This is a genomic window from Trueperella sp., from assembly GCF_043424875.1.
GTDB lineage: Bacteria > Actinomycetota > Actinomycetes > Actinomycetales > Actinomycetaceae > Trueperella.
Window position 1 is genome coordinate 1 of the sequence record NZ_JBHWPL010000051.1, and the last position, 21,224, is coordinate 21,224.

General features: G+C 63.0%; 24 protein-coding genes. 13 read left to right on the top strand and 11 right to left on the bottom strand.

Features of this window, described 5'->3' with window-relative positions; genetic code table 11:
- From ACHFFR_RS05080 to ACHFFR_RS05090, 3 genes are all read right to left on the bottom strand, one after another.
- Window positions 1-677, bottom strand: a 677-nt coding sequence (locus tag ACHFFR_RS05080) for a Gfo/Idh/MocA family protein (protein WP_394263194.1), incomplete at its 3' end; no start/stop codon positions are given.
- Window positions 677-1,774 carry a DegT/DnrJ/EryC1/StrS family aminotransferase gene (locus ACHFFR_RS05085; RefSeq protein WP_394263195.1) on the bottom strand — a complete coding sequence of 366 codons (1,098 nt, stop codon included), beginning with the start codon at window positions 1,772-1,774 and terminating at the stop codon, window positions 677-679. The genes ACHFFR_RS05080 and ACHFFR_RS05085, both read right to left, overlap by 1 nt.
- On the bottom strand, window positions 1,774-2,376 hold the full coding sequence (locus tag ACHFFR_RS05090) for an acyltransferase (RefSeq protein WP_394263196.1): 603 nt from the start codon (window positions 2,374-2,376) through the stop codon (window positions 1,774-1,776). The genes ACHFFR_RS05085 and ACHFFR_RS05090 overlap by 1 nt, the downstream gene beginning before the upstream one ends.
- 64 nt (window positions 2,377-2,440) lie before the next feature.
- Between ACHFFR_RS05090 and ACHFFR_RS05095 the strand changes: the two genes are divergently transcribed.
- Genes ACHFFR_RS05095 through ACHFFR_RS05110 form a run of 4 tightly spaced genes read left to right on the top strand, consistent with a single transcriptional unit; the run spans window position 2,441 to window position 5,606 of the window.
- Window positions 2,441-3,148, top strand: a complete 708-nt coding sequence (locus tag ACHFFR_RS05095; protein WP_394263197.1) for a glycosyltransferase family 2 protein — start codon at window positions 2,441-2,443, stop codon at window positions 3,146-3,148.
- A 3-nt stretch (window positions 3,149-3,151) separates the two neighbouring features.
- Complete coding sequence (locus tag ACHFFR_RS05100) at window positions 3,152-3,727, top strand: DUF2304 domain-containing protein (protein WP_394263198.1); 576 nt, start codon at window positions 3,152-3,154, stop codon at window positions 3,725-3,727.
- Entirely contained in the window at window positions 3,727-4,722 is a 996-nt protein-coding gene (gene rfbB, locus ACHFFR_RS05105; protein WP_394263199.1) for a dTDP-glucose 4,6-dehydratase, read from the top strand. The genes ACHFFR_RS05100 and rfbB overlap by 1 nt, the downstream gene beginning before the upstream one ends.
- Window positions 4,722-5,606: a glycosyltransferase family 2 protein gene (locus tag ACHFFR_RS05110; RefSeq protein WP_394263200.1), complete on the top strand. Its 885-nt coding sequence runs from the start codon at window positions 4,722-4,724 to the stop codon at window positions 5,604-5,606. Before rfbB ends, ACHFFR_RS05110 begins: the two co-directional genes overlap by 1 nt.
- Window positions 5,607-5,730: 124 nt before the next feature.
- Here ACHFFR_RS05110 and ACHFFR_RS05115 read toward each other — a convergent pair whose 3' ends face one another.
- Both ACHFFR_RS05115 and ACHFFR_RS05120 read right to left on the bottom strand, forming a co-directional pair.
- Window positions 5,731-6,243, bottom strand: a complete 513-nt coding sequence (locus ACHFFR_RS05115) for an endonuclease domain-containing protein (RefSeq protein WP_394263201.1) — start codon at window positions 6,241-6,243, stop codon at window positions 5,731-5,733.
- Between the two features lie 818 nt (window positions 6,244-7,061).
- The gene (locus tag ACHFFR_RS05120; protein ID WP_394263202.1) at window positions 7,062-7,907 is read right to left on the bottom strand and encodes a glycosyltransferase; all 846 of its coding nucleotides are present in this window, start codon (window positions 7,905-7,907) and stop codon (window positions 7,062-7,064) included.
- Between the two features lie 127 nt (window positions 7,908-8,034).
- Here ACHFFR_RS05120 and ACHFFR_RS05125 point away from each other — a divergent pair, with 127 nt between their 5' ends.
- From ACHFFR_RS05125 to ACHFFR_RS05135, 3 genes are all read left to right on the top strand, one after another.
- A complete protein-coding gene (locus tag ACHFFR_RS05125; protein ID WP_394263203.1) occupies window positions 8,035-9,219 on the top strand; it encodes an LCP family protein in 1,185 nt (394 codons plus the stop codon).
- A gap of 374 nt (window positions 9,220-9,593) precedes the next feature.
- On the top strand, window positions 9,594-10,727 hold the full coding sequence (locus ACHFFR_RS05130) for an LCP family protein (RefSeq protein WP_394263204.1): 1,134 nt from the start codon (window positions 9,594-9,596) through the stop codon (window positions 10,725-10,727).
- On the top strand, window positions 10,728-11,183 hold the full coding sequence (locus tag ACHFFR_RS05135) for a GtrA family protein (RefSeq protein WP_394263205.1): 456 nt from the start codon (window positions 10,728-10,730) through the stop codon (window positions 11,181-11,183).
- Between the two features lie 140 nt (window positions 11,184-11,323).
- On the opposite strand, the gene ACHFFR_RS05140 is transcribed toward ACHFFR_RS05135, so the two are convergent.
- The 3 genes from ACHFFR_RS05140 to ACHFFR_RS05150 all read right to left on the bottom strand — a co-directional run bounded on the left by ACHFFR_RS05140 (window position 11,324) and on the right by ACHFFR_RS05150 (window position 14,448).
- On the bottom strand, window positions 11,324-12,640 hold the full coding sequence (locus ACHFFR_RS05140) for a sensor histidine kinase (protein ID WP_394263206.1): 1,317 nt from the start codon (window positions 12,638-12,640) through the stop codon (window positions 11,324-11,326).
- A gap of 3 nt (window positions 12,641-12,643) precedes the next feature.
- The gene (locus tag ACHFFR_RS05145) at window positions 12,644-13,321 is read right to left on the bottom strand and encodes a response regulator transcription factor (protein ID WP_394263207.1); all 678 of its coding nucleotides are present in this window, start codon (window positions 13,319-13,321) and stop codon (window positions 12,644-12,646) included.
- A 77-nt stretch (window positions 13,322-13,398) separates the two neighbouring features.
- Complete coding sequence (locus ACHFFR_RS05150) at window positions 13,399-14,448, bottom strand: adenylate/guanylate cyclase domain-containing protein (protein WP_394263208.1); 1,050 nt, start codon at window positions 14,446-14,448, stop codon at window positions 13,399-13,401.
- Between the two features lie 142 nt (window positions 14,449-14,590).
- Here ACHFFR_RS05150 and ACHFFR_RS05155 point away from each other — a divergent pair, with 142 nt between their 5' ends.
- The 6 genes from ACHFFR_RS05155 to ACHFFR_RS05180 all read left to right on the top strand — a co-directional run bounded on the left by ACHFFR_RS05155 (window position 14,591) and on the right by ACHFFR_RS05180 (window position 18,237).
- Window positions 14,591-16,297 (top strand): DUF885 domain-containing protein, encoded by a 1,707-nt coding sequence (locus ACHFFR_RS05155; protein WP_394263209.1) that lies wholly within the window; start codon window positions 14,591-14,593, stop codon window positions 16,295-16,297.
- Complete coding sequence (locus ACHFFR_RS05160; protein WP_394263210.1) at window positions 16,290-16,994, top strand: Maf family protein; 705 nt, start codon at window positions 16,290-16,292, stop codon at window positions 16,992-16,994. The genes ACHFFR_RS05155 and ACHFFR_RS05160 overlap by 8 nt, the downstream gene beginning before the upstream one ends.
- Complete coding sequence (locus ACHFFR_RS05165; RefSeq protein WP_394263211.1) at window positions 16,984-17,553, top strand: NUDIX domain-containing protein; 570 nt, start codon at window positions 16,984-16,986, stop codon at window positions 17,551-17,553. Before ACHFFR_RS05160 ends, ACHFFR_RS05165 begins: the two co-directional genes overlap by 11 nt.
- Before the next feature lie 94 nt (window positions 17,554-17,647).
- Window positions 17,648-17,857, top strand: coding sequence for a hypothetical protein (locus ACHFFR_RS05170; protein ID WP_394263212.1), 210 nt, complete (start codon window positions 17,648-17,650; stop codon window positions 17,855-17,857).
- Window positions 17,848-18,024 carry a hypothetical protein gene (locus ACHFFR_RS05175; RefSeq protein WP_394263213.1) on the top strand — a complete coding sequence of 59 codons (177 nt, stop codon included), beginning with the start codon at window positions 17,848-17,850 and terminating at the stop codon, window positions 18,022-18,024. The genes ACHFFR_RS05170 and ACHFFR_RS05175 overlap by 10 nt, the downstream gene beginning before the upstream one ends.
- 66 nt (window positions 18,025-18,090) lie before the next feature.
- The gene (locus ACHFFR_RS05180; RefSeq protein ID WP_394263214.1) at window positions 18,091-18,237 is read left to right on the top strand and encodes a hypothetical protein; all 147 of its coding nucleotides are present in this window, start codon (window positions 18,091-18,093) and stop codon (window positions 18,235-18,237) included.
- A gap of 51 nt (window positions 18,238-18,288) precedes the next feature.
- Here the strand turns inward: ACHFFR_RS05180 and ACHFFR_RS05185 are convergent, their stop codons facing one another.
- The 3 genes from ACHFFR_RS05185 to fdxA form a co-directional block, all read right to left on the bottom strand.
- Window positions 18,289-19,620, bottom strand: coding sequence for a citrate synthase (locus tag ACHFFR_RS05185; protein ID WP_394263215.1), 1,332 nt, complete (start codon window positions 19,618-19,620; stop codon window positions 18,289-18,291).
- Between the two features lie 102 nt (window positions 19,621-19,722).
- The gene (dapC, locus tag ACHFFR_RS05190) at window positions 19,723-20,859 is read right to left on the bottom strand and encodes a succinyldiaminopimelate transaminase (protein WP_394263216.1); all 1,137 of its coding nucleotides are present in this window, start codon (window positions 20,857-20,859) and stop codon (window positions 19,723-19,725) included.
- Between the two features lie 2 nt (window positions 20,860-20,861).
- Window positions 20,862-21,185, bottom strand: a complete 324-nt coding sequence (gene fdxA / locus ACHFFR_RS05195; protein ID WP_394263217.1) for a ferredoxin — start codon at window positions 21,183-21,185, stop codon at window positions 20,862-20,864.
- Between the last annotated feature and the right edge of the window lie 39 nt (window positions 21,186-21,224).

Below are 21,224 nucleotides of genomic sequence, written 5' to 3' on the forward strand. Positions count from 1 at the left end.
GTCTGGCGCTCCTTGTACGGAGTCAGCCAGTTCACGAGATGGTTAACGAGCACGCCGTTGGCGAGCTTGCCCGAGGCCGTCACGAGATCCTCGTACTCGCGATCAGCGCGGTTGGCCGTCTGAGCCGAAATCGCGGCGTAATCGGCGCCGGCAACCCAAGCCGTCAGATCGACGTCGTGCGTAGCAAGATCCTTGACGACGCCGACGTCGGCAATACGCGCCGGGAACGGCGACTGGCGGCGGGTCGTGATCTGGTAAACCTTGCCGAGTTGGCCCTCGGCGATGCGGCGACGCATCTCCAGCAGCGCCGGATTGCACCGCTCGACGTAGCCGACAGCGCCAATCAGGCCCTTCGACTCGAACGCCTCAACGAGCTGCTCGCCCTCCTCGATCGTGGAGGCCAGCGGCTTTTCCACCATCGTGTGAACGCCGGCGTCGGCCAGCTTGAGCGCAACTTCTGCGTGCTGGCCGGTCGGCACGGCGACCATCGCGGCGTCGATGCCGGCGTCGATCAGCGCGTCAACATCCGGAAGCACCTCGAGGTCTCCCGCAACGTTGAACTTATCGCCATACGGATCGGCGACGGCGACGAGCTCGGCACCCTCCAGCGCGCGAATGTTGCGCGCGTGGTGGCGGCCCATCGAGCCCAGCCCGATCAGTCCATAACGAATCGTCATTACGCACCAGCCTTCGCGACCGCGTTGACTGCCTCGACAATGCGGTCGAGATCCTCTTGCGTCAGCGACGGATGAACCGGAAGCGAAATGACTTCCTTAGCGGCCTTCTCGGTCTCCGGAAGCTCCAGACCCGGCGCGTACGGTGCGAGCGAGGGCAGGCGGTGGTTCGGAATCGGGTAGTACACGCCGCAGCCAACCTTGTATTCGTTACGAAGCGCGTCGGCAAAGCCGTCGCGATCCTCGGTCACGCGGATCGTGTACTGGTGATAGACGTGGACAGCACCGTCCGCGACCGGCGGGGTCACAACGCCCTCGAGGTTCTCGTTGAGGAACTTCGCGTTCTCTTGGCGGCTCTTCGTCCAGCCCTCAAGCTTCGTCAGCTGCACTCGGCCGATCGCCGCGTGAATGTTCGTCATACGGTTGTTCAGACCCACGAGTTCGTTCTGGTACTGAACCTCCATACCCTGATTACGCAGGAGGCGGGACTTGCGCGCAACTTCCGCATCCGGCGTCGTGATCATTCCGCCCTCACCGGACGTCATGTTCTTCGTCGGGTACAGCGAGAACGCTGCAAACGTGCCGAACGTGCCCACGTACTCGCCGTGGAGCGATGCGCCGTGTGCCTGAGCCGCATCCTCGAAAATCATGAGGCCGTGCTCGTCCGCAATCTTGCGGATCTCGTCCATGTTGGCCGGGTGACCATAGAGATGAACCGGCATGATGCCCTTGGTCTTGTCGGTGATCGACGCGCGAATCGCGTCCGGATCGATGCAGAAGTAATCCGGCTCGATGTCGGCGAAGACCGGGGATGCGCCCGTCAGCGCCACCGAGTTACCCGTTGCCGCGAAGGTAAAGGACGGGACGATGACCTCATCCCCCGCACCGATTCCCGATGCAAGCAGGCCAACATGCAGAGCGGACGTGCCCGAATTGACGGCCACAACCTCGGCGCCAGGCGTGAGCTGCTTGCCGAACTCCTCTTCGAATGACGCAACCTCGGCGCCCTGAGCAAGCATGCCGGAGGCGAGCACGGCGTCAACAGCCTTGCGCTCCTCATCTCCAACGATCGGCTTTGCAGCCGGAATCATGTCAACCATTACTTCGCAACCTTTCGGATTGTGTTCTCAAATTCTTCGTAAATATCGCCAGAGTGAGGGCATGCCCACGTTCCATCGCCTAGCTGTTCAAGCTTGACTCCGGCGTGGCCAACCCAGCCCTTTTGCGTGGCGGGTACACCAGCCACGATAGCGTGTGGCGGAACGTCTTTGGTGACGACGGAACCGGCGGCGACGAGCGACCACGCGCCGATCGTCACAGGTGCCACGCACACCGAGCGGGCACCCACAGATGCGCCAGTCTCGAGCGTCACTCCCACCTGCTCCCAGTCAGATGCGGACTTGAGCGTCCCATCAGGGTTGATCGCTCGCGGGTAGTGATCGTTGGTCAGCACGACTGCCGGCCCAATAAACACGCCATCAGCGAGCCGCGCAGGCTCGTAGACGAGTGCGTAGTTTTGAACCTTGCAGTTATTACCCATGACCACGCCTTCGCCAATGTAGGCGCCGCGGCCGATCACGCAGTTCTCACCGAGAACCGCATGTTCCCTGACCTGAGCAAGATGCCAGACACTGGAGCCATCCCCAATCTGTGCCTGATCTGAAACATCGGCGGAATCGACGATGCGAGGCTCGTTTGCCATCCATAACTCCTAGCGAATGTAGGCTTCAATAACGGCGGGTAGACCGTATGCAATAATATAGCCCATGCAGGCAAGCGCTTTTGAGGACCTTTCGCGAGTGAGTTGGCTCGTTATCCCCCTCTACAATGAAGCGACCGTCATCTACGACGTCATCACCCAAGCACGCAAATCCTTCCCCAATATCGTATGCGTGAACGACGGTTCGTCCGATAACGGAGCCGAGCTGGCGCGCCAGGCCGGGGCCGTCGTCGTCGACCATCCCATCAACCTCGGGCAGGGCGCCGCGCTCCAAACGGGCATCACGTGGGTCCTGACCTACACGGACGCCAAGTACATCGTGACCTTCGACGCCGACGGGCAACACCGCACGTCCGACGCCCGCGCCATGATCGAACGCGCCGAAGCCGAGGACCTCTCCTTCGTGCTGGGATCGCGCTTCCTCGGCGGCTCCCACCAGGCCGGATGGCTCAAGAAGCTCATCTTGTCCACCGCCGCGAAAGTGACGCGCGTGCGCACCGGGATGAACCTCTCCGATTCGCATAACGGGTTGCGCGTCCTGCGCCGTGACGCCGCCGCACGCCTCGACCTGACCATGCACCGGATGGCGCACGCCTCCCAGATCATCAATCAGCTCGCGTCGATGAAACTTCCGTGGGCCGAAGAATCCGTCACCATTGACTACACGGACTACTCCCGCTCCAAGGGCCAGAGCCTGCTCAATGGCGTAAATATTTTGACAGACGTGCTTTTTGCACCAAGTGAGAGTCGATAACACATGCTCATCAAGATCATTCTTCTCATCGTCGTCCTCGCGGCGGCCGTGTTCCTGATTAAAGGCACGCAGGACACGAAGAACGTGGCACTTCGCCGGCTGCTGCTCGTGGTGTTTGTGGTCATCGCGGCGATCACGATCATCAACCCGAGGATCGCAACGCAGGCCGCGAACCTCGTGGGCGTGGGCCGAGGAGTCGACCTCCTGCTGTACCTGACGATCATCGCGTTCCTGTCCTACTCGGTGGTCAGCTACCGCCGGATGGTGATTTTGGAAAACCGCCTCGTCGACCTCGCTCGCGAACTCGCCGTTGCCCGCTCTCACCCCGACACGATCACCCGCGGCAACGACTTCGAGCCGAGCGCCGACCCTTCTGACGCCATCCTCCACGGTCAGGCCCCCGGGGCCATCGAGCCGCCGGCTGACTCTCGCCCCGGTGATCATCACGCCGATAACCAGCCAGATAAGCAGCACTCGGACATCCATCCCGATGACCATCAGCCCGATACCCATCCCCGTACCCACCATCCCAGCAACCATCACCCCGATACCCACCACCCCGACAACCAGGAGAACTAGTGAAGATTCTTGTGACCGGCGGAGCCGGCTTTATTGGCGCGAACTTCGTGAACTACACGGCGAAGGAAATCCGGGACGCCGAGGTGACCGTCGTCGACAAGCTGACCTATGCCGGAAACAAGGATTCGATCGAGGGCCTATCCGATAACGTCACTCTTGTTGAGGGCGACATCGCCGACCCGGACGTCATTGATCCGCTTGTCAAGGATGCGGATCTCGTCGTGCACTTCGCGGCCGAGTCGCACAACGACAACTCGCTACGCGATCCCTGGCCGTTCATCCAGTCCAACATCATCGGCACCTACCAGATTCTCGAATCGTTGCGCCGCCACGGCGGGCGCCTCCACCACGTCTCCACCGATGAGGTCTACGGCGATCTTGAACTCGACTCCCCGCGCAAGTTCCTTCCCGGCGATCCGTACGTGCCGTCGTCACCATACTCCGCGTCGAAGGCCGCCTCGGATCACCTCGTGCGCGCGTGGGTGCGCTCGTTCGGGCTTGAGGCGACGCTGTCAAACTGCTCGAATAACTACGGGCCCTACCAGCACGTGGAGAAGTTCATCCCGCGCACGGTGACGAACCTGATCGATGGCGTGAAGCCGCGCGTGTATGGCACCGGCGAGCAGGTGCGCGACTGGATCCACGTGCACGACCACAACACGGCCGTGTGGGACATCATCACGCGAGGTCGGATCGGTGAAACCTACCTCATCGGCGCCGACGGGGAGAAGACGAACCTCGAGGTGACGCAGATGATCCTCGAAGAGTTCGGTTACGACCGCGACGACTTCGACCACGTCGCCGATCGGCCCGGCCACGACCAGCGCTATGCCATTGACAATTCGATGCTCGTCGACGAGCTGGGCTGGCAACCTAAGTTCACGTCGTTCCGCGACGGGCTCCGCGACACGATTTCGTGGTACCGCGACAACGAGCAGTGGTGGCGGCCGCAGAAGGACGAGGTCGAGGCTAAGTACCGCGAGGCCGGCCAGTAATGATCGTCGCGGTCGTCGTCACGTACGGCCCAGACGAGGGTACGGCACGGCTTCTGCGCGCGCTCGCTCCGCAGGTGGAGCGCATCGTCGTCGTTGATAATGGTTCGTCGGATGCCGCGTTGGCGGCGATTGACCGTGCCATCGAGGAAGCCGGCGCGCAGTTGATTGCCCTCGACGAGAACACCGGGATCGCGCACGCGCAGAACGTGGGGATTCTCCGCGCCAAGGCGCTGGGGGCCACGCACGTGTTGCTATCGGATCAGGATTCGCTTCCCGCTCCGGACATGGTGGCGCGGCTGCGCGACCGACTCGAGGCCGCGCCGGGGGCCGGTGCGGTTGGCCCATACATTGCGGAGAATAAGCCCGGCGGCGACGAGCTCGTCTACGTGGATCGCAGGTGGGGGCCGCGGCGGGCGTCGGCGGATGAGCTGGCTCGGCCCGCCGTTGACGCGGCGTTCCTGCTGGCCTCGGGGTGTTTGATTCCGATGGCGGTGTTGGGTGAGGTCGGGCCGATGAATGCCAAGTATTTCATCGACCATGTGGATCTCGAATGGTGCCTGCGTGCTCGCAAGGCGGGCTACCGGGTGGTCGTTGATACGGGCGCGCGGCTTGACCACTCGCTTGGCGACAAGACGGTGAATCTGCCCGGCCGCGCGCAGCCCGTACACCTGCACGGCCCGATCCGGTGCTACTACCTCGCCCGCAACACGATTTTCATGATGCGCTCCGGGCTATTGCCCTGGGCATGGCGGGTCGGATACGCCGTGTGGCTAGCGAAGTTCGTGGCCTTTCACTCGCTGCTCGCTGACCGGCGGCGAGTGCGCATTCGCGAACTCGCCGCGGGCATCCGCGACGGACTCCTCGGCCGTGGCGGCTCTCGCTAAGGGCTCCTCGGCCGCCCGCGGGCTCCACTCCCCCCCCTCTTTTTGCTTGGCACCTGAAAATCTTGTGAGAAAAAGGCCGAATCCGCCCGTAACATCGATGAAAACGCCCAGATTCACAAGATTTTCAGGTCTTCCACCAAGACTTCACGCGTCGAAGGTGTTTTCGCTGCACGATTAGTGAATTGAGCATGCGTTTGGTGTCGTCCCAGTGGTCCCACACTTGTTCGTAGCTGAGATTGATGACGTTGTATCCCAATTCCTCTAGAGCCCCAGCCCGCGCACGGTCATTCACATAGGCCTTTTCGCTCCCGTGGTGCGCTAGGGAATCTGATTCGAGGATGAGCGATTCGCCCACAACCGCATCCACCCGATATGCGGGTGTCAGTTGGACCTGCTGGCGGACTTCAAAGCCTCGCCGCCGAAAATAGTGTGCCACTCTCGTCTCCGTCCCCGATTCTGATCCGATCCGGAAATTGCGCAGTTTCGCAGCCTTGCTGGGCGGGAGTCGGTCGAGCATCGCCTCCACCCACGCTTTACTGACCTTGCGCAAATTCAACGCAGATTCGATGACAACCATGGCGGTCTCCCAGTCGTGCCATCGAGCAACCTGTTCAACCGCTTCTTCAACAGTTGCCACCAGCTGGTTCTTATCGCCTCCGCATCGGTGAAGGCACACTCTGGTCCGCCCTTTAGATGCTTTCCAGACTCTCTGAGAGATACTCCGAGCACACTCGCTCGCGGTAGCAAGCACGTGAATATCCGTCGCGGGACCGTAGGCCGTTGGTATGTAGGATGCCATCGCGCCATGCCCATCCGGATGTCCGTCGAGACCCAGACGGGGTCGCGGAACCCAGAGCCCATGGAATTGGGCGGCTGATAAACATCCGAGACGAGTATGTGCTGTCGCCGCTAGAACTTGTGAGGAATCCGCGCTCGCAGTTGCGTACCATCCATGACTCACTCGTTGGAGCATCCCTTCTTTTACGAGCGTATCGATTCCGAACGAAGACAGGCCTTTGGCCAGCAAGTCTGGCCGACGATAAACAGGTGACATCTGGTTATTGTGGCTAAACCTCCGACGCCCACGTCGGCCGCCAAGCCCCAAATGTGGATCACGATAGCGCCCGAGAGACTGTGGAAAAACTTTGGCAAATAAGTTTGCGGGGCGCCTGCCCTTCAAAGGCTTGCCTGAGCAACCTAACTCCGTTGTCTGACTCCCTTGGGGGCGGCCTAGCCTTCCCTTGGCAACTTGACCTGAAAGTTTTGTGAGAAAAAGGCCAAATCCGCCCAAAACATCGATGAAAACGCTCAGACTCACAAGATTTTCAGGTCGTTACCGGCGACCAAACCTAAACAGGAGGTTTTTCCGGTCTGTACCGCCAACCAAACCGAAGCAGGAAGGCTATTCAGGTCTGTACCGCCAACCAAACCGAAGCAGGAAGGCTATTCAGGTCTTTACCGCCGACCAAGCCTGAGCAGGAGGGCCAGCCTCGCCTTCAGCCCAGCCTTGAGGGCCAACCGGACAGGCGCATACGCCGGGCCAGAATATACCCGCGATAGGTATGTATAGGCCGACTGGTGATGGGCCCGCAGCATGGGCGCGGGGGTATCGCGCCAGGATTTGCCCTGGTCGTGCACGGCCACCGCATCGTGAACGAACACGCGCTCCCACCCGGCAGCTTCCATGGCCTCGCCCAACATCGTGTCTTCGAAGAACATGAAGATGTCCGGGTCAAAGCCGCCAACCACCCGAAACGCATCAGTGCGAATCAGCAAACACGAACCCGAGAGCCAGTCAACCCGATGCGTCGTGTCAGTCTTGCTGGCTTCGAGGTAGGACTGCGTCCACGGATTAGCCGGCCACAGCTCCCCCAACAGCGCATGCCCTGTCCCGGATACGAGGCGCGGGAATCGGCGCGCGGACGGGTAAACATCCCCCTCGGGTGTCAAAATCTTGGGCCCGAAAACTCCCGCCCTTGGGAACCGGTCGGCCGCCTCGAGCATCGCGGTCACGGCGCCAGGCCGGAACACCACATCAGGATTCACGATGAGCAGCCACTCGCCCTCGTGCCCCTTTGCGCCGAGATTGTTGCCGGCGCCGTAGCCGAGGTTCGACCCAGCATTGATGATCGTGGCACGGCCGCCAATCTCGCCAAGAATAGGCACGGACCCGCCGTTGTTCACCACAACGACCTCGCGGCTCAGGCCGGATCCCGCGAAAGCGCCGTCCAGCGAATCAAGCATGTCGGCAATCTCGTCGCCAGGATTGAACGCCACGCTCACGATGCGAATATCAGCCACAGCACCTCCTCGACTCCGCCATTTTCCCACATGGCGCCCCCATCCGAGGTCAGGCGGAGCGTTGAACACGACGCATTACACCCCAGCATGATCCCTATTAACCAGACACGGCACTATGATCGTAGGCATGGCCAACGCACGCTCGCGGGCTCCACACTCGCCCGTTCACCGCATCCGACCTCGCGCGTCGAGGTCGATCGTGCGCGTTCTTGGCCTGCTACTCCTCGGTTTTTTCCTCACCGCAGGCAGCGCCGTCACGGTCATGTACGCCAATCTGCAGGGCAATCTGACCCAGCATGAGCTCGGGGAATACGTGCCGGAAGAGGAACGGCCAACGCAAGCCCCGCCCGAGGATGGCTCGCGCGGCAAGCCCCTGAACATTTTGGTGATCGGGTCTGATGTGCGCGACGGCGATGCGGACATCGACGGCGCAGGCGCGGCCAGTAAAGTGGTCGGCATGCGCTCGGACACGACGATGATCGTCCACATTTCGGCGAACCGCCGCCGGGCGGACGTGGTCTCGATCCCGCGCGACACCCTCGTCGAAATCCCCTCGTGCCGCCTGCCTGACGGAAGCCGCACGCCGCACGAGTACTCCGGCATGTTCAACAAGGCGTTCGAGCTTGGTGGCCAGACTGGCGACGTCGGGGCTGCAGCCGCGTGCACGATCCGCACGGTTGAAGAGTTGACCGGCATTTATATCGACGGCTTCGTCGTGGTCGATTTCGCGTCCTTCCAAGACGTCGTCAATACGCTGGGTGGCGTGGATATCTGCTTGGCCGAGCCGGTGGAGGACGCCGCCGCGGGACTCCAGCTCGACGAAGGGTGCCAGACCCTCAACGGCGAGCAGGCGCTTGGCCTTGCCCGCGCCCGCAAGTCGCTCGGCGACGGCTCCGACCTCGGGCGAATCGACCGCCAGCAGCAGCTCGTCGAGGCGATCGTGGCGAAGGCCCTCTCGCTCGATTTCGTCTCTAACCTTCCCGCCCTTTACGGGATTATCGAAGACCTCAGCGAAAACGTCGAAACGTCCACAAGTCTAGGCGACATCACGCAGTTGGGCGGACTCGCCTACTCGCTGCGCAATCTCGACCTTGAGAACCTTACGATGATCACCATGCCGTGGGAACCGGCCGGTCCCCGCGTTACCCCAGCTCCGAAGGCCGACGACGTCTGGGAGGCACTCATCAACGATCGCCCGTTGCCGGAGCTTGACCCACAAACCTCGGGCGGCAGCCCTATTATTGAGGGGTCTGAAGCCGAAGTTGAGCAATTCCGCGACGCCGTGGGTGGCGGCGTACTACTGGAGGATTAATGACCCAGCCACCGTCCTTTGAACCGCGCCGGCGCGCCAAGCGCCCATCCTCCGACGGTGCCCGCACCGCGGGTCGGTCCGGTGGTCCACGACGACGATCGATCCAGGAGCGGTCCGCTTCCGGGTCAGGGTCGGCACCAGATCCGCGCTCGGCAAATCCCCGCTCATCGTCAGAAAGCAGCTCGGAATCGCGACTAGGTTCTAGCGCACAGTTGGCATCAGATCCGCGCTCGGCCAACCCACGGGCAGCCTCGGAGCAACGGCATGCAGCAGAACAACGGCATGCAGCAGAGCAACGGCAGACCCCAACTCCCGGACGACGCCCGAACCGCCCACATCCCGCAGACCGCACGTCCGCAGACCGCACGCCTCCCATGGACCGCACGCGCGTCCAGCGCGTGCCACATGGCGCCGCTGCCGTCCCGCCACCGTCCTACCCGCCACGCTCGCAGGGCAGCTACCAGTCCGACCAGGCAAATCAGTTCGACCCACGCCACGGCTCAGCTCCGGCCCAGCCGGGCGTCCCGCCGTCGCAGGCTCCCGAACAGCCCCGGCCGCAGCGCCGGCCGAAGCGGCGCGGATCCATCGGCAAGAAACTGTTGGCCTTCCTCCTTGTGCTGGTCTTCGCGATCGGCGCGTGGGGTATCTACCTCTACAGCTACGGCAACGGACGCCTCGGCAAAGTCGACGCGCTCTCGGGCGCCCCGGCCACACCCGGCACCACCTATCTCATCGTGGGATCGGACGAACGCGGCGAAGCCGTCGACGATTCCACCGAAGGCCAGCGCGCGGACACAATCATGCTCCTGCACACGCCAGAATCCGGCGCCACCGCCCTGGTCTCCCTCCCGCGCGACACCCTCGTCACCTACCCCGGCAGTGGGAACCGCGGCAAGCTCAACGGCGCATATTCCTATGGCGGCCCGAAGTACCTGGTGCTGACGGTCGAGCAGCTGACCGGCCTGACGATCGACTCCTACGTGGAGATCGGCATGGACGGCGTCAAGAACCTCACGGACGCGGTGGGCGGCGTCGAGCTGTGCTTGGATTACGACGTCTCCGACGAGATGTCCGGCCTCGAATGGACCGCGGGCTGCCACCACGCCGACGGCGACACGGCACTCGCATTCTCCCGCATGCGCTACTCCGACCCGCTGGGAGACATCGGCCGAAACGACCGCCAGCGCCAAGTCGTCTCAGCCATCATCGACGAGGCGATCTCCCCCGGCGTGCTCCTCAATCCCATCGCCCAGCGCAACCTCGTGGGCGACACCGCGGACGTGCTGACGGTCCACGAAGGCGGCTCGCTCATGACTGTCGCCCGCGCGGGTCTCGCCCTGCGCTCCGCGATCGGAGGAGGTGGCCTCATGGGCGCCCCGCCGATCGAATCTCTCAACCATCCCGGCCCCGGCGGTTCCTCGACGGTGCTCCTTGCACCCGAGGCCGAGCAATTCTGGGTCGACCTGCGCGAGGGCAACCTCACGGAAGATTCGTTCGCGAGCTTCTAAGTGAAACGCCTGATCGAACGCCTGCTTCGCGGGCAAACGTATCGCGAGTGGTTGGTGGAGTTTACCCAGTTCCTCACGGTCGGGCTCGGTTCGTACGTCGTCGACGTCGGCCTGTTCAACCTCCTCGCATACTCCGGCATCGTCACCTTCCCCGGCGACGCACCCATGGTCGCGAAAACGATCTCGGTGAGCGTGTCGATCATCTTCTCGTGGGCGATGAACAGGCTGTGGACGTTCAGGAACAAGTCCGACAAGTCGAAGGGCCGCGAGTTCGTGCTCTTCATCTTGGTGAACGTCGGCGGGCTCCTGCTCGCCCTCGGCAGCCTTGGCGTGTCGCGGTTCGTCCTCGGATTCGACAGCCAGCTCGCCGACAACATCGCGGCCAACGTCGTGGGCCTCGTGCTCGGCACGGCGTTCCGCTACGTGTGCTACCGCTACATCGTTTTCACAAAATAACGACGACGATCGCGGCGGCTCCCTGAGCAGTGCCGGTTTGGTTGATCGCCGGAGGTTTAGTTGATGTCCGGTTAGCACCGGCTGGGCTGATCAATGCGTGCCAGGTTAGCGCCGGCGGGACTGATTAATCTGTTTGACGATTAGCGCCGGCCGCGGCGGGCGCCGAGGGTCATGATGGCGCCTTGAGGCAAAACGCGGTCGGGGTCGAGGGCCTTGGGCAGGGCCGAGAGCGTGAGCGTGAACTCCGCCGGCGTTTTGTTCGTGAGTTCGAGGCGCCCGCCGTCGACCTCCGCGAGCTCCTTCGCCACGGCTAGGCCGATGCCGGTCGAACCGCCCGTCGAGAACCCCTTCTCGAAGATCTCGTCCTCGTCCTCGATCGAAACGCCTTCGCCCTCATCTCGAACCTTGATGATGATTGACTTCCCGGACTGGCTGGCCGTAATCGAGGTCTCCCCCTTGCCGTACTTCAGCGAATTCTCGATGAGGGTGGCGAGGATCTGCGAGAGGGAGCCGGGTGTTGCAAGCACAGCGCCGTGGAACTCGGAGTCGAAGGTGAGTGGGCGCCCTGCGCGCTCGAACGGCTTGGTCCACTCGTCCTTTTGGCGCTGGAATGCGCGCTTGACGCTGATCGCCTCGGTGGTTCCGCCCGAGTCGGACTGCGAGGTGGCCATGAGTTCCTCGACGACCCCGCCGAGGCGGTCGATCTGTTCGAGGGCCTTATTCGCCTCCTCGATGATCTCCTCATCCTCCGTCAAATACTCGATTTCCTCGATGCGCATCGACAGCGCCGTGAGTGGCGTTCGGAGCTGGTGGGCGGCGTCGGCGGCGAACTGGCGCTCCTTCGCAAGGCGCCCCGCCATCCGGTCCGCGCTTCGTACGATTTCCTCGGAGATGAGGTCGATTTCTTCAATGCCCGAGCGCTTAACCTGCGGGCGCACGCGCCCAGCACCCAGCTGTTCGGCGGCGGCCGCCAGATAAATGAGCGGCGCGGATATTCGCCGCGATTGCCGCATCGCGACCATCACGCCCACAACAAACGCGGTCAAGATCAGCCCGAGCGCCCCGGCCACCATGATTCCGAGCCTTGTGATCACGTCGCCGCGCGGGGTCGAGACGGTCACGAGCGCGCCGGACGCGCTGACCACGTTCTCGGAAATGACGTTCTCCGCCTGCTCGGTGAGCGAGGCGATCTTGAACCCGTCCGGGTAGTCCACTTCGATGTAGGCGCGCTCGGGATTGCCACCCTCGGCGAGCCTGGTCAGCAGCGTTTCGCCGATGTAGATCTCTTCCGACGCAAACCGATCGACGATCGTGGCGACGGCGGTCGCCCGGTCAGTCAGCTCCGTATGAGACTGCTGCCAGGCAAGAGATACGGCAAACATCATCCCCGGAATGCCGAGGATGAGAACGGCTACGGCCACCGCCGTCGTCGTCATCACAATCGCACGACGGCGCATAAGCTACTCCTCGAAGCGGAATCCCATTCCACGAACGGTCGTAATGTAGTGGGGATCGTTGACGTCGTCGCCGAGCTTGCGGCGCAGCCACGAGATGTGCATGTCGAGCTTCTTGGTGGAGGAATCCGAGTCGGCTCCCCACACTTCGCGGATGAGGTCGTCGCGCTCAACAACGTTGCCGGCCTCGCGCAACAGGACGCGCAGGAGCTCAAACTCCTTGCCCGTGAGCTGCAGTTCCTTTGAGCCGACGTAGGCGCGGTGGGCGTCGACGTCGATCGAGACGTCCTGAGCCTTGAGCGTCTCCGACTCCCCGTCGCCGGCAGCCGCGCGGCGGAGCAGGGCGCGCACGCGGGCGAGCAGCTCCGCGAGGCGGAACGGCTTGGTCACGTAGTCATCCGCGCCGGCGTCGAGGCCAACAACCATGTCGACTTCCTCGGCCCGTGCGGTCAGGATCAAAATCGGGAACGTCTTGCCCCGGGATCGTGCGGTTCGAGCAACGTCGAGGCCGTCCATGTCCGGGAGCCCCAGATCGAGGACAACCAGATCGATGGCGGAATCCATCGCTTCGAGCGCTGCCTTGCCTGTTTCGACAGGCTCCACATCGTACCCCTCGCGAGAAAACGCGCGAACCAATGGGGCCGAAATCGCAGAGTCATCTTCGACAAGTAGAATCTTTGTCATTTCATGTCCTTTTCTGTAATTAAGCCCTTACCATGCTCGAGTTTAGTAAAGATTCTTTCAAGACGAAAGCATTTGCCTTAGTCTCCCGGTTCGGGGTCGGGAACCACCCGTAAAATAGCCGATTCGATGTATCCGAATCCCTGCAGCTCGGACCCGATATTCTCCACCAGCTGGTACTTATCCCGATCGAGAGCCTGGAGGGCCTCGGCCGTGTCGCGATCGACGACGATCTCACCCTCGGGCGCGATGGCCGTCAGGCGCGAGGCGAGATTGACGTTCGGGCCAAACACGTCGCCGAACCTCGAGACGATTCCGCCCCACACGAGAGAGGCGCGAACGTCAGGCATGTTCGGCGTGGCCTGCAGCGCGGTGACGATTTCGGAGACGACCTCCGCGCCCGTCTCGAGGTCATCGGCAATGTAGAGTACGGCGTCGCCGACCATCTTGACCACGCGGGCGCCGAGCCCGGAAATGACGTCGCGGCACGTGAACTCGAAGGTCTGGATGAAATCGACGAGCTGGTGCGGCGAGAGTTGACCCGAACGGTCGGTGAACGCCACGAGATCCACGAATCCGAGTGCGCGAATGAGGGGCATGGCCTCCGAATCGACCCGCATGTCTTCAAGCTCGACCTCCGTGCGGCGCAGGAAGGCCGCAAGGTGGCGCCGCCAGGCGTACTTCATCTGGTAGACGAGGAATTCTTCGTATTCGTCGATGTGGTCGAGCACCCAGTAGCGGGCGGCCACCTCGTCAAGCTCGAAGCGCGATTCCGCCTCCTCCACGAGCGCTTCGTACTGCCACAGCACGAGGCGATCGGCGAGATGAGACTGGGCGCGGATGAGCGAGTTCTGCGTATCTTCGTCGGTGCGACCGCGCTCGACCATGTCCTGGTGGGCGCGCATGACGTCCACGTCGTACTCCGTGAACAGCCGGGTCTCGGGGTCTTGGATGTACGGGAAACCCATGGCACGCCAAAATCGGCGAGTGGAGTCAGTATCCATATTCGCCAGCTCCGCCGCCTCGCGGAGATGATATTTTGCGGGGCCATCCAGCAGTCGGCGCACGTGCGTTTCGACCGTGGTGGGAACATCCTCAGGCGAATCCTGAGGCGTTGTGTTCTGGGTCACATTCCCACCCTAGCAAGTCGACGCATTGATTCCAACAGAAAAACTACTCTCCGCAGGTCAGAGCGTATTCCACCACGCCAGCCTGCACATTCGAGGTTCAGTCTATCGCCTCGCCTGCGAAAAACGCATTAGTCTTGAAGGTATGGCTTTTACACAGAACGACGACGACGCAGCTCCGTCCCGCCCCACATCCCCCATCGACGATCGCGCGAACCGCTACGTGGCGGATCTGCTCGCGCGGGTTCCCGAGCTTGTGACCAGCCTTGGTCAGGGCGAGGCCGACGAGCGCGAGTACTCCGATCACTCCCCCGCAGGCGCCGAGGCGATGGCGGATCTCCAGCGTGGCACGCTCGCCGACATCCGCGAGCTGGAGCCGGTAGACGAGGTTGATCGGGTCACCAAGGCCACCCTCATCGAGCACCTAGAACTGGAGATCGACTACGTCGAGCGCGGCGAGATTGGCGAGATCAACGTGATCGCCTCGCCGCTGCAGTCGGTTCACGAAATCTTCGACAACATGAAGCAGGAGACCGCCGAGGACTGGGAGCTCATCCTCGGGCGCCTGACGAACGTGGATAAGGCGCTGGGCGGGTGGAAAGAGACCCTCGAGGTCCGCGCCCAGTCGGGACCGCCCCAGTCGGCGAAGCAGATCGAGCTTGCCATCGGCCAAGCCGAAGCGCTCGCAGCAGACGATTCAAAGCTCACCGATCTCGCCCGTGGCGGGGCCAGGATCATCGGAGATCTCGGCGATGAGCTCCTCGAGGCGTCGATGGGTGCCCGCGCAGCCTACTCCGAACTGGCTGACTTTTTGCGCAAGAACATCTTGCCCACCGGCGTCGCCGACGAAGCGTTCGGCCTCGAGCGCTACGAGCCGCGCATTCGCGAAGCGACGGGCGCGCGCCTGGACCTCGACGAAACGTATGAGTGGGGTCTGGAGGAACTGGCGCGAATCGTCTCCGAGCAGGAGGCCGTGGCGAAGGACCTGTTTGGTTCTGGCGTGAGCGTGACCGAGGCGATGGATCGCCTCAACGCGGATCCCGCCTATCAGTTGCACGGCACGGACGCGCTCAAGGCGTGGATGCAGGAGACGTCGGACCGCGCGCTCGATGACCTCCACGGCAGCCACTTCGACATCCCCGCGCCCCTGCGCAAGCTCGAGTGCATGATCGCTCCCTCAGGCACCGGCGCGATCTACTACACCGGCCCCACCGATGATTTCTCGCGCGGTGGCCGCATGTGGTGGTCCGTCCCAGACGGCACGGACACGTTCCATACGTGGCAGGAAAAGACGACCGTCTATCACGAGGGCGTGCCCGGCCATCACCTGCAGATCGGCATGGCCACCTACATGAAGGACACGCTCAACGACTGGCGCCGAAATCTCTCGTGGAACTCCGGCCACGGCGAGGGCTGGGCGCTCTACGCGGAGGGCCTCATGGCCGAGCTCGGCTATCACGATGATCCGGCCGACTACATGGGCGTGCTCGATTCGGAGCGGCTGCGTGCAACGCGCGTGGCGCTCGACATCGGGTTCCACCTCGGCAAGCCCTCCCCCGCGGGATACGAGCACATCAACCCCACGTGGAACCGCGAGGTGGCGTGGCAGTTCCTCCAGGACAACGTGGCGATGGACCGCTCGTTCCTAGCTTTCGAGCTCAACCGGTACTTGGGCTGGGCCGGCCAGGCGCCGTCCTACAAGGTCGGCCACCGTATCTGGAAGCAGTTGCGCGCCGACGCCGAAAAGCGGCCGGGCTTCGACCTCAAGACGTGGCACATGCGCGCCCTTGAAATGGGCTCGGTGGGACTCGACGTCATGCGCGATGCGCTTGCGGATGGGCGCGATGACTAAGCGCCTTCTGCTCGCATCCGCCTCCCCCGCGCGCAAGGCCACCCTCATCGCGGCGGGAATCACGCCAACCATCGCTGTGGCCGATCTGGACGAGGACGCCCTCCTCGCGGCCAACCCCGGCCGAGATGCCGCGGGGCAGGTGGAGCTCTTGGCAACCGCCAAAGCGCGGGCAATCGCAGATGAGCTGCGCCGTCACGCTGAGCTAGGCGGCCAGGAGCCAAGCGGCCTAGAGCCGGGCGCTCATAAGGCAGGCGGCCGGGAGCCGGGCGCTCTCGGTGAGCCGACGCCGACCGTCGTCGTCGGATGCGATTCCATGCTCGAGATGAACGGGCAGATCGTCGGCAAGCCGCATACGGCCGAGGTCGCCCGCGAGCGCCTGCGCGCGATGAGCGGCAACCCCGGAGATTTACATACGGGCCATTGCGTGATCGATCTCGAGTCCGGCGAGTTGGCGGTAGGTACGTCGACGACGACGGTCTACATCGCCGAGCTCACCGATGCGGACATCGAGGCCTACATCGCCACCGGCGAGCCGCTCAAGGTGGCGGGCTCGTTCACGATCGACGGCTACGGCGGGCCATTCGTGGACAAGATCGAGGGCGACCATCATGGGGTCGTTGGGATTTCGCTCCCGCTGCTGCGCCACCTGCTGGCCGATCTCGGGCATTCAATCACGGAGTTTTGGAATGAGCGATAGCGGCGGGCGCGACCGCGCACGTGACCGCACCATTCCCGACCACGACCTCACGCCCGAGGAGCTCGCCGAACGCCACCGACGTCGGGCGGAGCGCCGCGCCCGCGGCGAAGCATTCGTGGAGTGCGGGTGCGGCAACAAGCACTGGGGTCTCCTTGGGGCCGCAGGCATTGTGGCGTGGCGACCCGCCGACGCACCCCGCCGCTCCGAACCCGAGGTGCTCTTGCAGTTGCGCGTCTCGTGGTCGCATCAGGGCGGCACGTGGGCGGTTCCCGGCGGCGCAATCAACCGCGGGGAAACCGCGTGGGAGGGCGCCGTTCGCGAGTTCGCGGAAGAGGCCGGGTTCGCCGCCCTCAGGGAGCCGAGCGGATCGCACGTCCTTCGCCACCCCGACTGGTCCTACACCACCTTCGTGGCGGAGGTCGCGGATCCGAACGTGGAGATCCTGCCCAACACCGAATCCGAACAGTTGCAGTGGGTGCCACTCAGCGAGGTTGGGGAGTTCGACCTCATGCCACCCTTCCGCGAAGCACTCCCAGATCTCCTTGCGCTGATACATTAACCGTTATGTCCACCTCTTCGCCCAGCGGCAGCGAGCAGCGCAACCAGCACAAGCAGCTGGACCAGCACAGCGACAAAGTACAGACCACACAACTTTGGCTCAGAAGCTTCGTGGCTTTCTGCCCAGCTGGCGTTTTGTGGTGGCGCTACTGATCGGCACGCTGGTGGGCTTCGGCGCGCTGCAGATCGCGACGCACGACGAACGGCTCGGCCAGCGCTCAGTCGATATCGCAATCGTTGACGAGGCTCAGGTTTTCGACGACGATCGGGTGCGCGATGCGATCGAATCGTCCTGTTGGGAGTAGATGCCGACGTCTACGTGTTCAGCTCGGACCAACGTTGCGAGAGCAACTCGATGGACGCCCACGGCGAAACCCTGGATGACTTCGATCTGGTTCGCCGCAATTCGGGCGTCGGGGTCGCCGCACCTATGGCAATTCACATCTGCGTGGCTGAGGATTCCCTCTACTAGGACAGTGGTTTCTTCATCGCCTTTGACTACGCGGACGGTACCCATCTACCCATTCGGCAATACAACATGTCTACATCCGTCACTGCCGAGCCCGAGGATTTCCTCGTGAGCTACTTCGAATCCGGAACGGGTGACTCCCCCTTGTACACCAGGAGATATTCATGCCAGCAGGGCGTGGCCGACATGATTCAGGAGATCTCAGACAGTCAGTAATGCGGAAAAATGTGGCCCGGGCAATGCCCGGGCCACGCTCTCATGCCGCCGTTAGACGATGTAGTCGAGATCTTCTTCGAACTCGCGGTTCTGCTTCGTGCGCTCGGACATCGGAGTCCACTCGCGTTCGGGCGAACCGACGTAGACCTGGCGCGGGCGGCCGATCTTCTGAGCCGGGTCGAGGACGAGCTCGCGGTACTGCGCGATCCAGCCGGGCAGGCGACCAAGCGCGAACAGCGGCGTGAACATCTTCGTCGGGAAGCCCATTGCCTTGTAGAGGAGGCCTGTGTAGAAGTCGACGTTCGGGTAGAGGTTGCGCTCCACGAAGTAGTCGTCTTCAAGCGCGGCCTGCTCGAGCTCCATTGCCATATCGAACAGCTCGGTGTCTCCCTTGAGGCGGCCGAGGATGTCGTCGGCAAGACCCTTGACGATCTTTGCGCGCGGGTCGTAGGACTTGTAGACGCGGTGGCCAAAGCCCATGAGCTTGACGTTGTTCTTCTTGTCCTTGACCTGCTGAACGAAGTCGGAGATCTCGGTGCCGGACTCGCGAAGGTCATCGAGCATCATGAGCACGGCCTCGTTCGCGCCACCGTGCAGCGGGCCAGAGAGCGCGCCCACGCCAGCGGCAACGGAGGCGTAGATCGACGCCTGCGAGGAGCCGACGAGTCGCACCGTGGAGGTGGAGCAGTTCTGCTCGTGGTCGGCGTGCAGGATCAGCAGCTTGTCGAGAGCGTTGACGATCGTCGGGTCCACATCGTGCGTCTGATACGGAAGCCCGAAGGTCATGCGCAGGAAGTCCTCGGTGTAGGACTTGGTGGCATCCGGGTAGAGCAGCGGCAGACCCGTCGCGCGCTTGGAAATAAACGCGATCATCGTAGGCAGCTTGGCCATGAGGAGTACCGAGGCGAGGTCGCGCTGCTCGGCGTCGAGCGGATCGAGCGTGTCCTCGTAGTAGGTGCCGAGGCCCGCGACGCCGGCCTGAAGAATCGACATCGGATGGCCCGATGAGGGGAACGCCGTGAAGAAGCTGCGGAAATCCTCGTGCAGGAGCGTGTGCTTCTTGATGCGGCGGGTGAACGACGCGAGCGAAGCCGCATCGGGAAGCTCGCCGTAGATGAGCAGGTAGGCCACCTCGAGGAACGAGCTCTTCTCTGCCAGCTGCTCGATCGGATAGCCGCGGTAGCGCAGAATGCCCGCTCCGCCGTCAATGTAGGTGACCTTGGATTCGCACGAGGCCGTGTTCGTGAATCCCGGATCGAGGGTTGTGGTGCCGGTTTGGCCCAGCATCTGATTAATCTTAAAGCCGTCGTTACCTTCAACAGCCTTTACGCGCTCGAGTTCGAGCCTGTCGCCGTCGACAATCAACTGCGCATTACTAGACATTGAGTCTCCTTTGCGATGTCTCCCCACGGGCAGGGGCATAGGTGCAACACAGGTCACACTACCTGAATTAGCGTCAGTTTAACTATCTTAAGGTCAAGATACCTAGTCTGAAATTCTTTTCAGAACCTCTGGGAGACGTGCCAGCCGCTCGCACGCGGCATCGATCGCCGAATCCGGCGCGGTCAGCGACATGCGCACATAGCCATCGCCCGCCTCGCCATAGAACGTTCCGGGGGCGACGACGATTCCCAGCTCAGCGCACGCGTTGACAATATCCCACGACGACGCCCCCTGGGCCCGCGCCCACAGGTACAGACCCGCAACCGAATCGGGATCGTTCGTGAGTCCGGCGGCATCGAGCGCGCCGAGGAGTTTCGTGCGCCGGGCGTGGTAGATCTCGCGCTGGGCCGCCACGTGATCGCCGTCGGCAAGGGCGACCGCCATGGCGCGCTGAACCGGACCGGGCATCATGAAGCCCAGATGTTTGCGCAGTTCGATCATCGGCGTGATGATCTGCGGATCGCCCGCGAGCCAGGCCGCGCGATAGCCGGCCATGTTCGACTGCTTGGATAGCGAGTAGACCATGAGCAGGCCGCTCGCGTCGCCATCGCATACGTCGTCGGCGATGATCGACGGGGATTCGCTGCCCTGCCAGCACAGTTCGGCGTAGCACTCGTCCGACGCAACCACCACGCCGTGTTCGCGCGCCCACGCCACAATCGCACGCAGCTGGCCGCGCCCGAGGACGTGCCCGTTCGGGTTTCCGGGCGAGTTGAGCCAGAGTAAGTCGAGGTCGGTGGGCCAGGTGGCCGGATCGGCGTCGGTGTCGATCAATACTGGCTGCGCGCCCGCAAGCCGCGCCCCGACGTCGTAGGTCGGATACGCAACGTTCGGGAACCCGATACGCGAGCTGGGGCCGAATCCCATGAGCGAGGGCAAGAGGCCGACCATTTCCTTCGAGCCGATCGTCGGCAAGATCGCCACGGGTGAGGTGATCCCCCGCTGTCGCGCCATCCAGTCGGCGATCGCGGCACGCAGTTCGCCGGTACCGACGACGGCGGGGTAGCCGTGCGCGTTCGAGGCCTCGGCGAGGGCGTCGCGGACGATGCCGGGCGTGTCATCGACGGGCGTGCCAATCGTCAGGTCGCATACGCCGTGTGGATACTGCGCTGCCCGATCGCGAGCGGGAACGAGCGCGTCCCACGGGAAATCGGGCAGGGAGTCAGTATAGAAAGCCACGTCTAGTCATTCACGCCTTCGGGCAAAGCTGCCACGATCGGGTGGTCTTTCGCGATGGGCCCCATTTTGGCGGCGCCGCCGGGCGAGCCGAGATCGTCAAAGAATTCGACGTTCGCCTTGTAGTACTCCGACCACTCTTCCGGGGTGTCATCCTCGTAGTAAATGGCTTCGACCGGGCAGACCGGTTCGCAGGCGCCACAATCCACGCACTCATCGGGGTGGATGTACAGCATGCGTTCGCCTTCGTAAATGCAGTCCACCGGGCATTCGTCAACGCAGGCAGCGTCCTTGATGTCTACACACGGCAGGGCAATAATGTACGTCACACTAAACCTCTTTCCATTGGTTCGAACCGATTCGAGTTT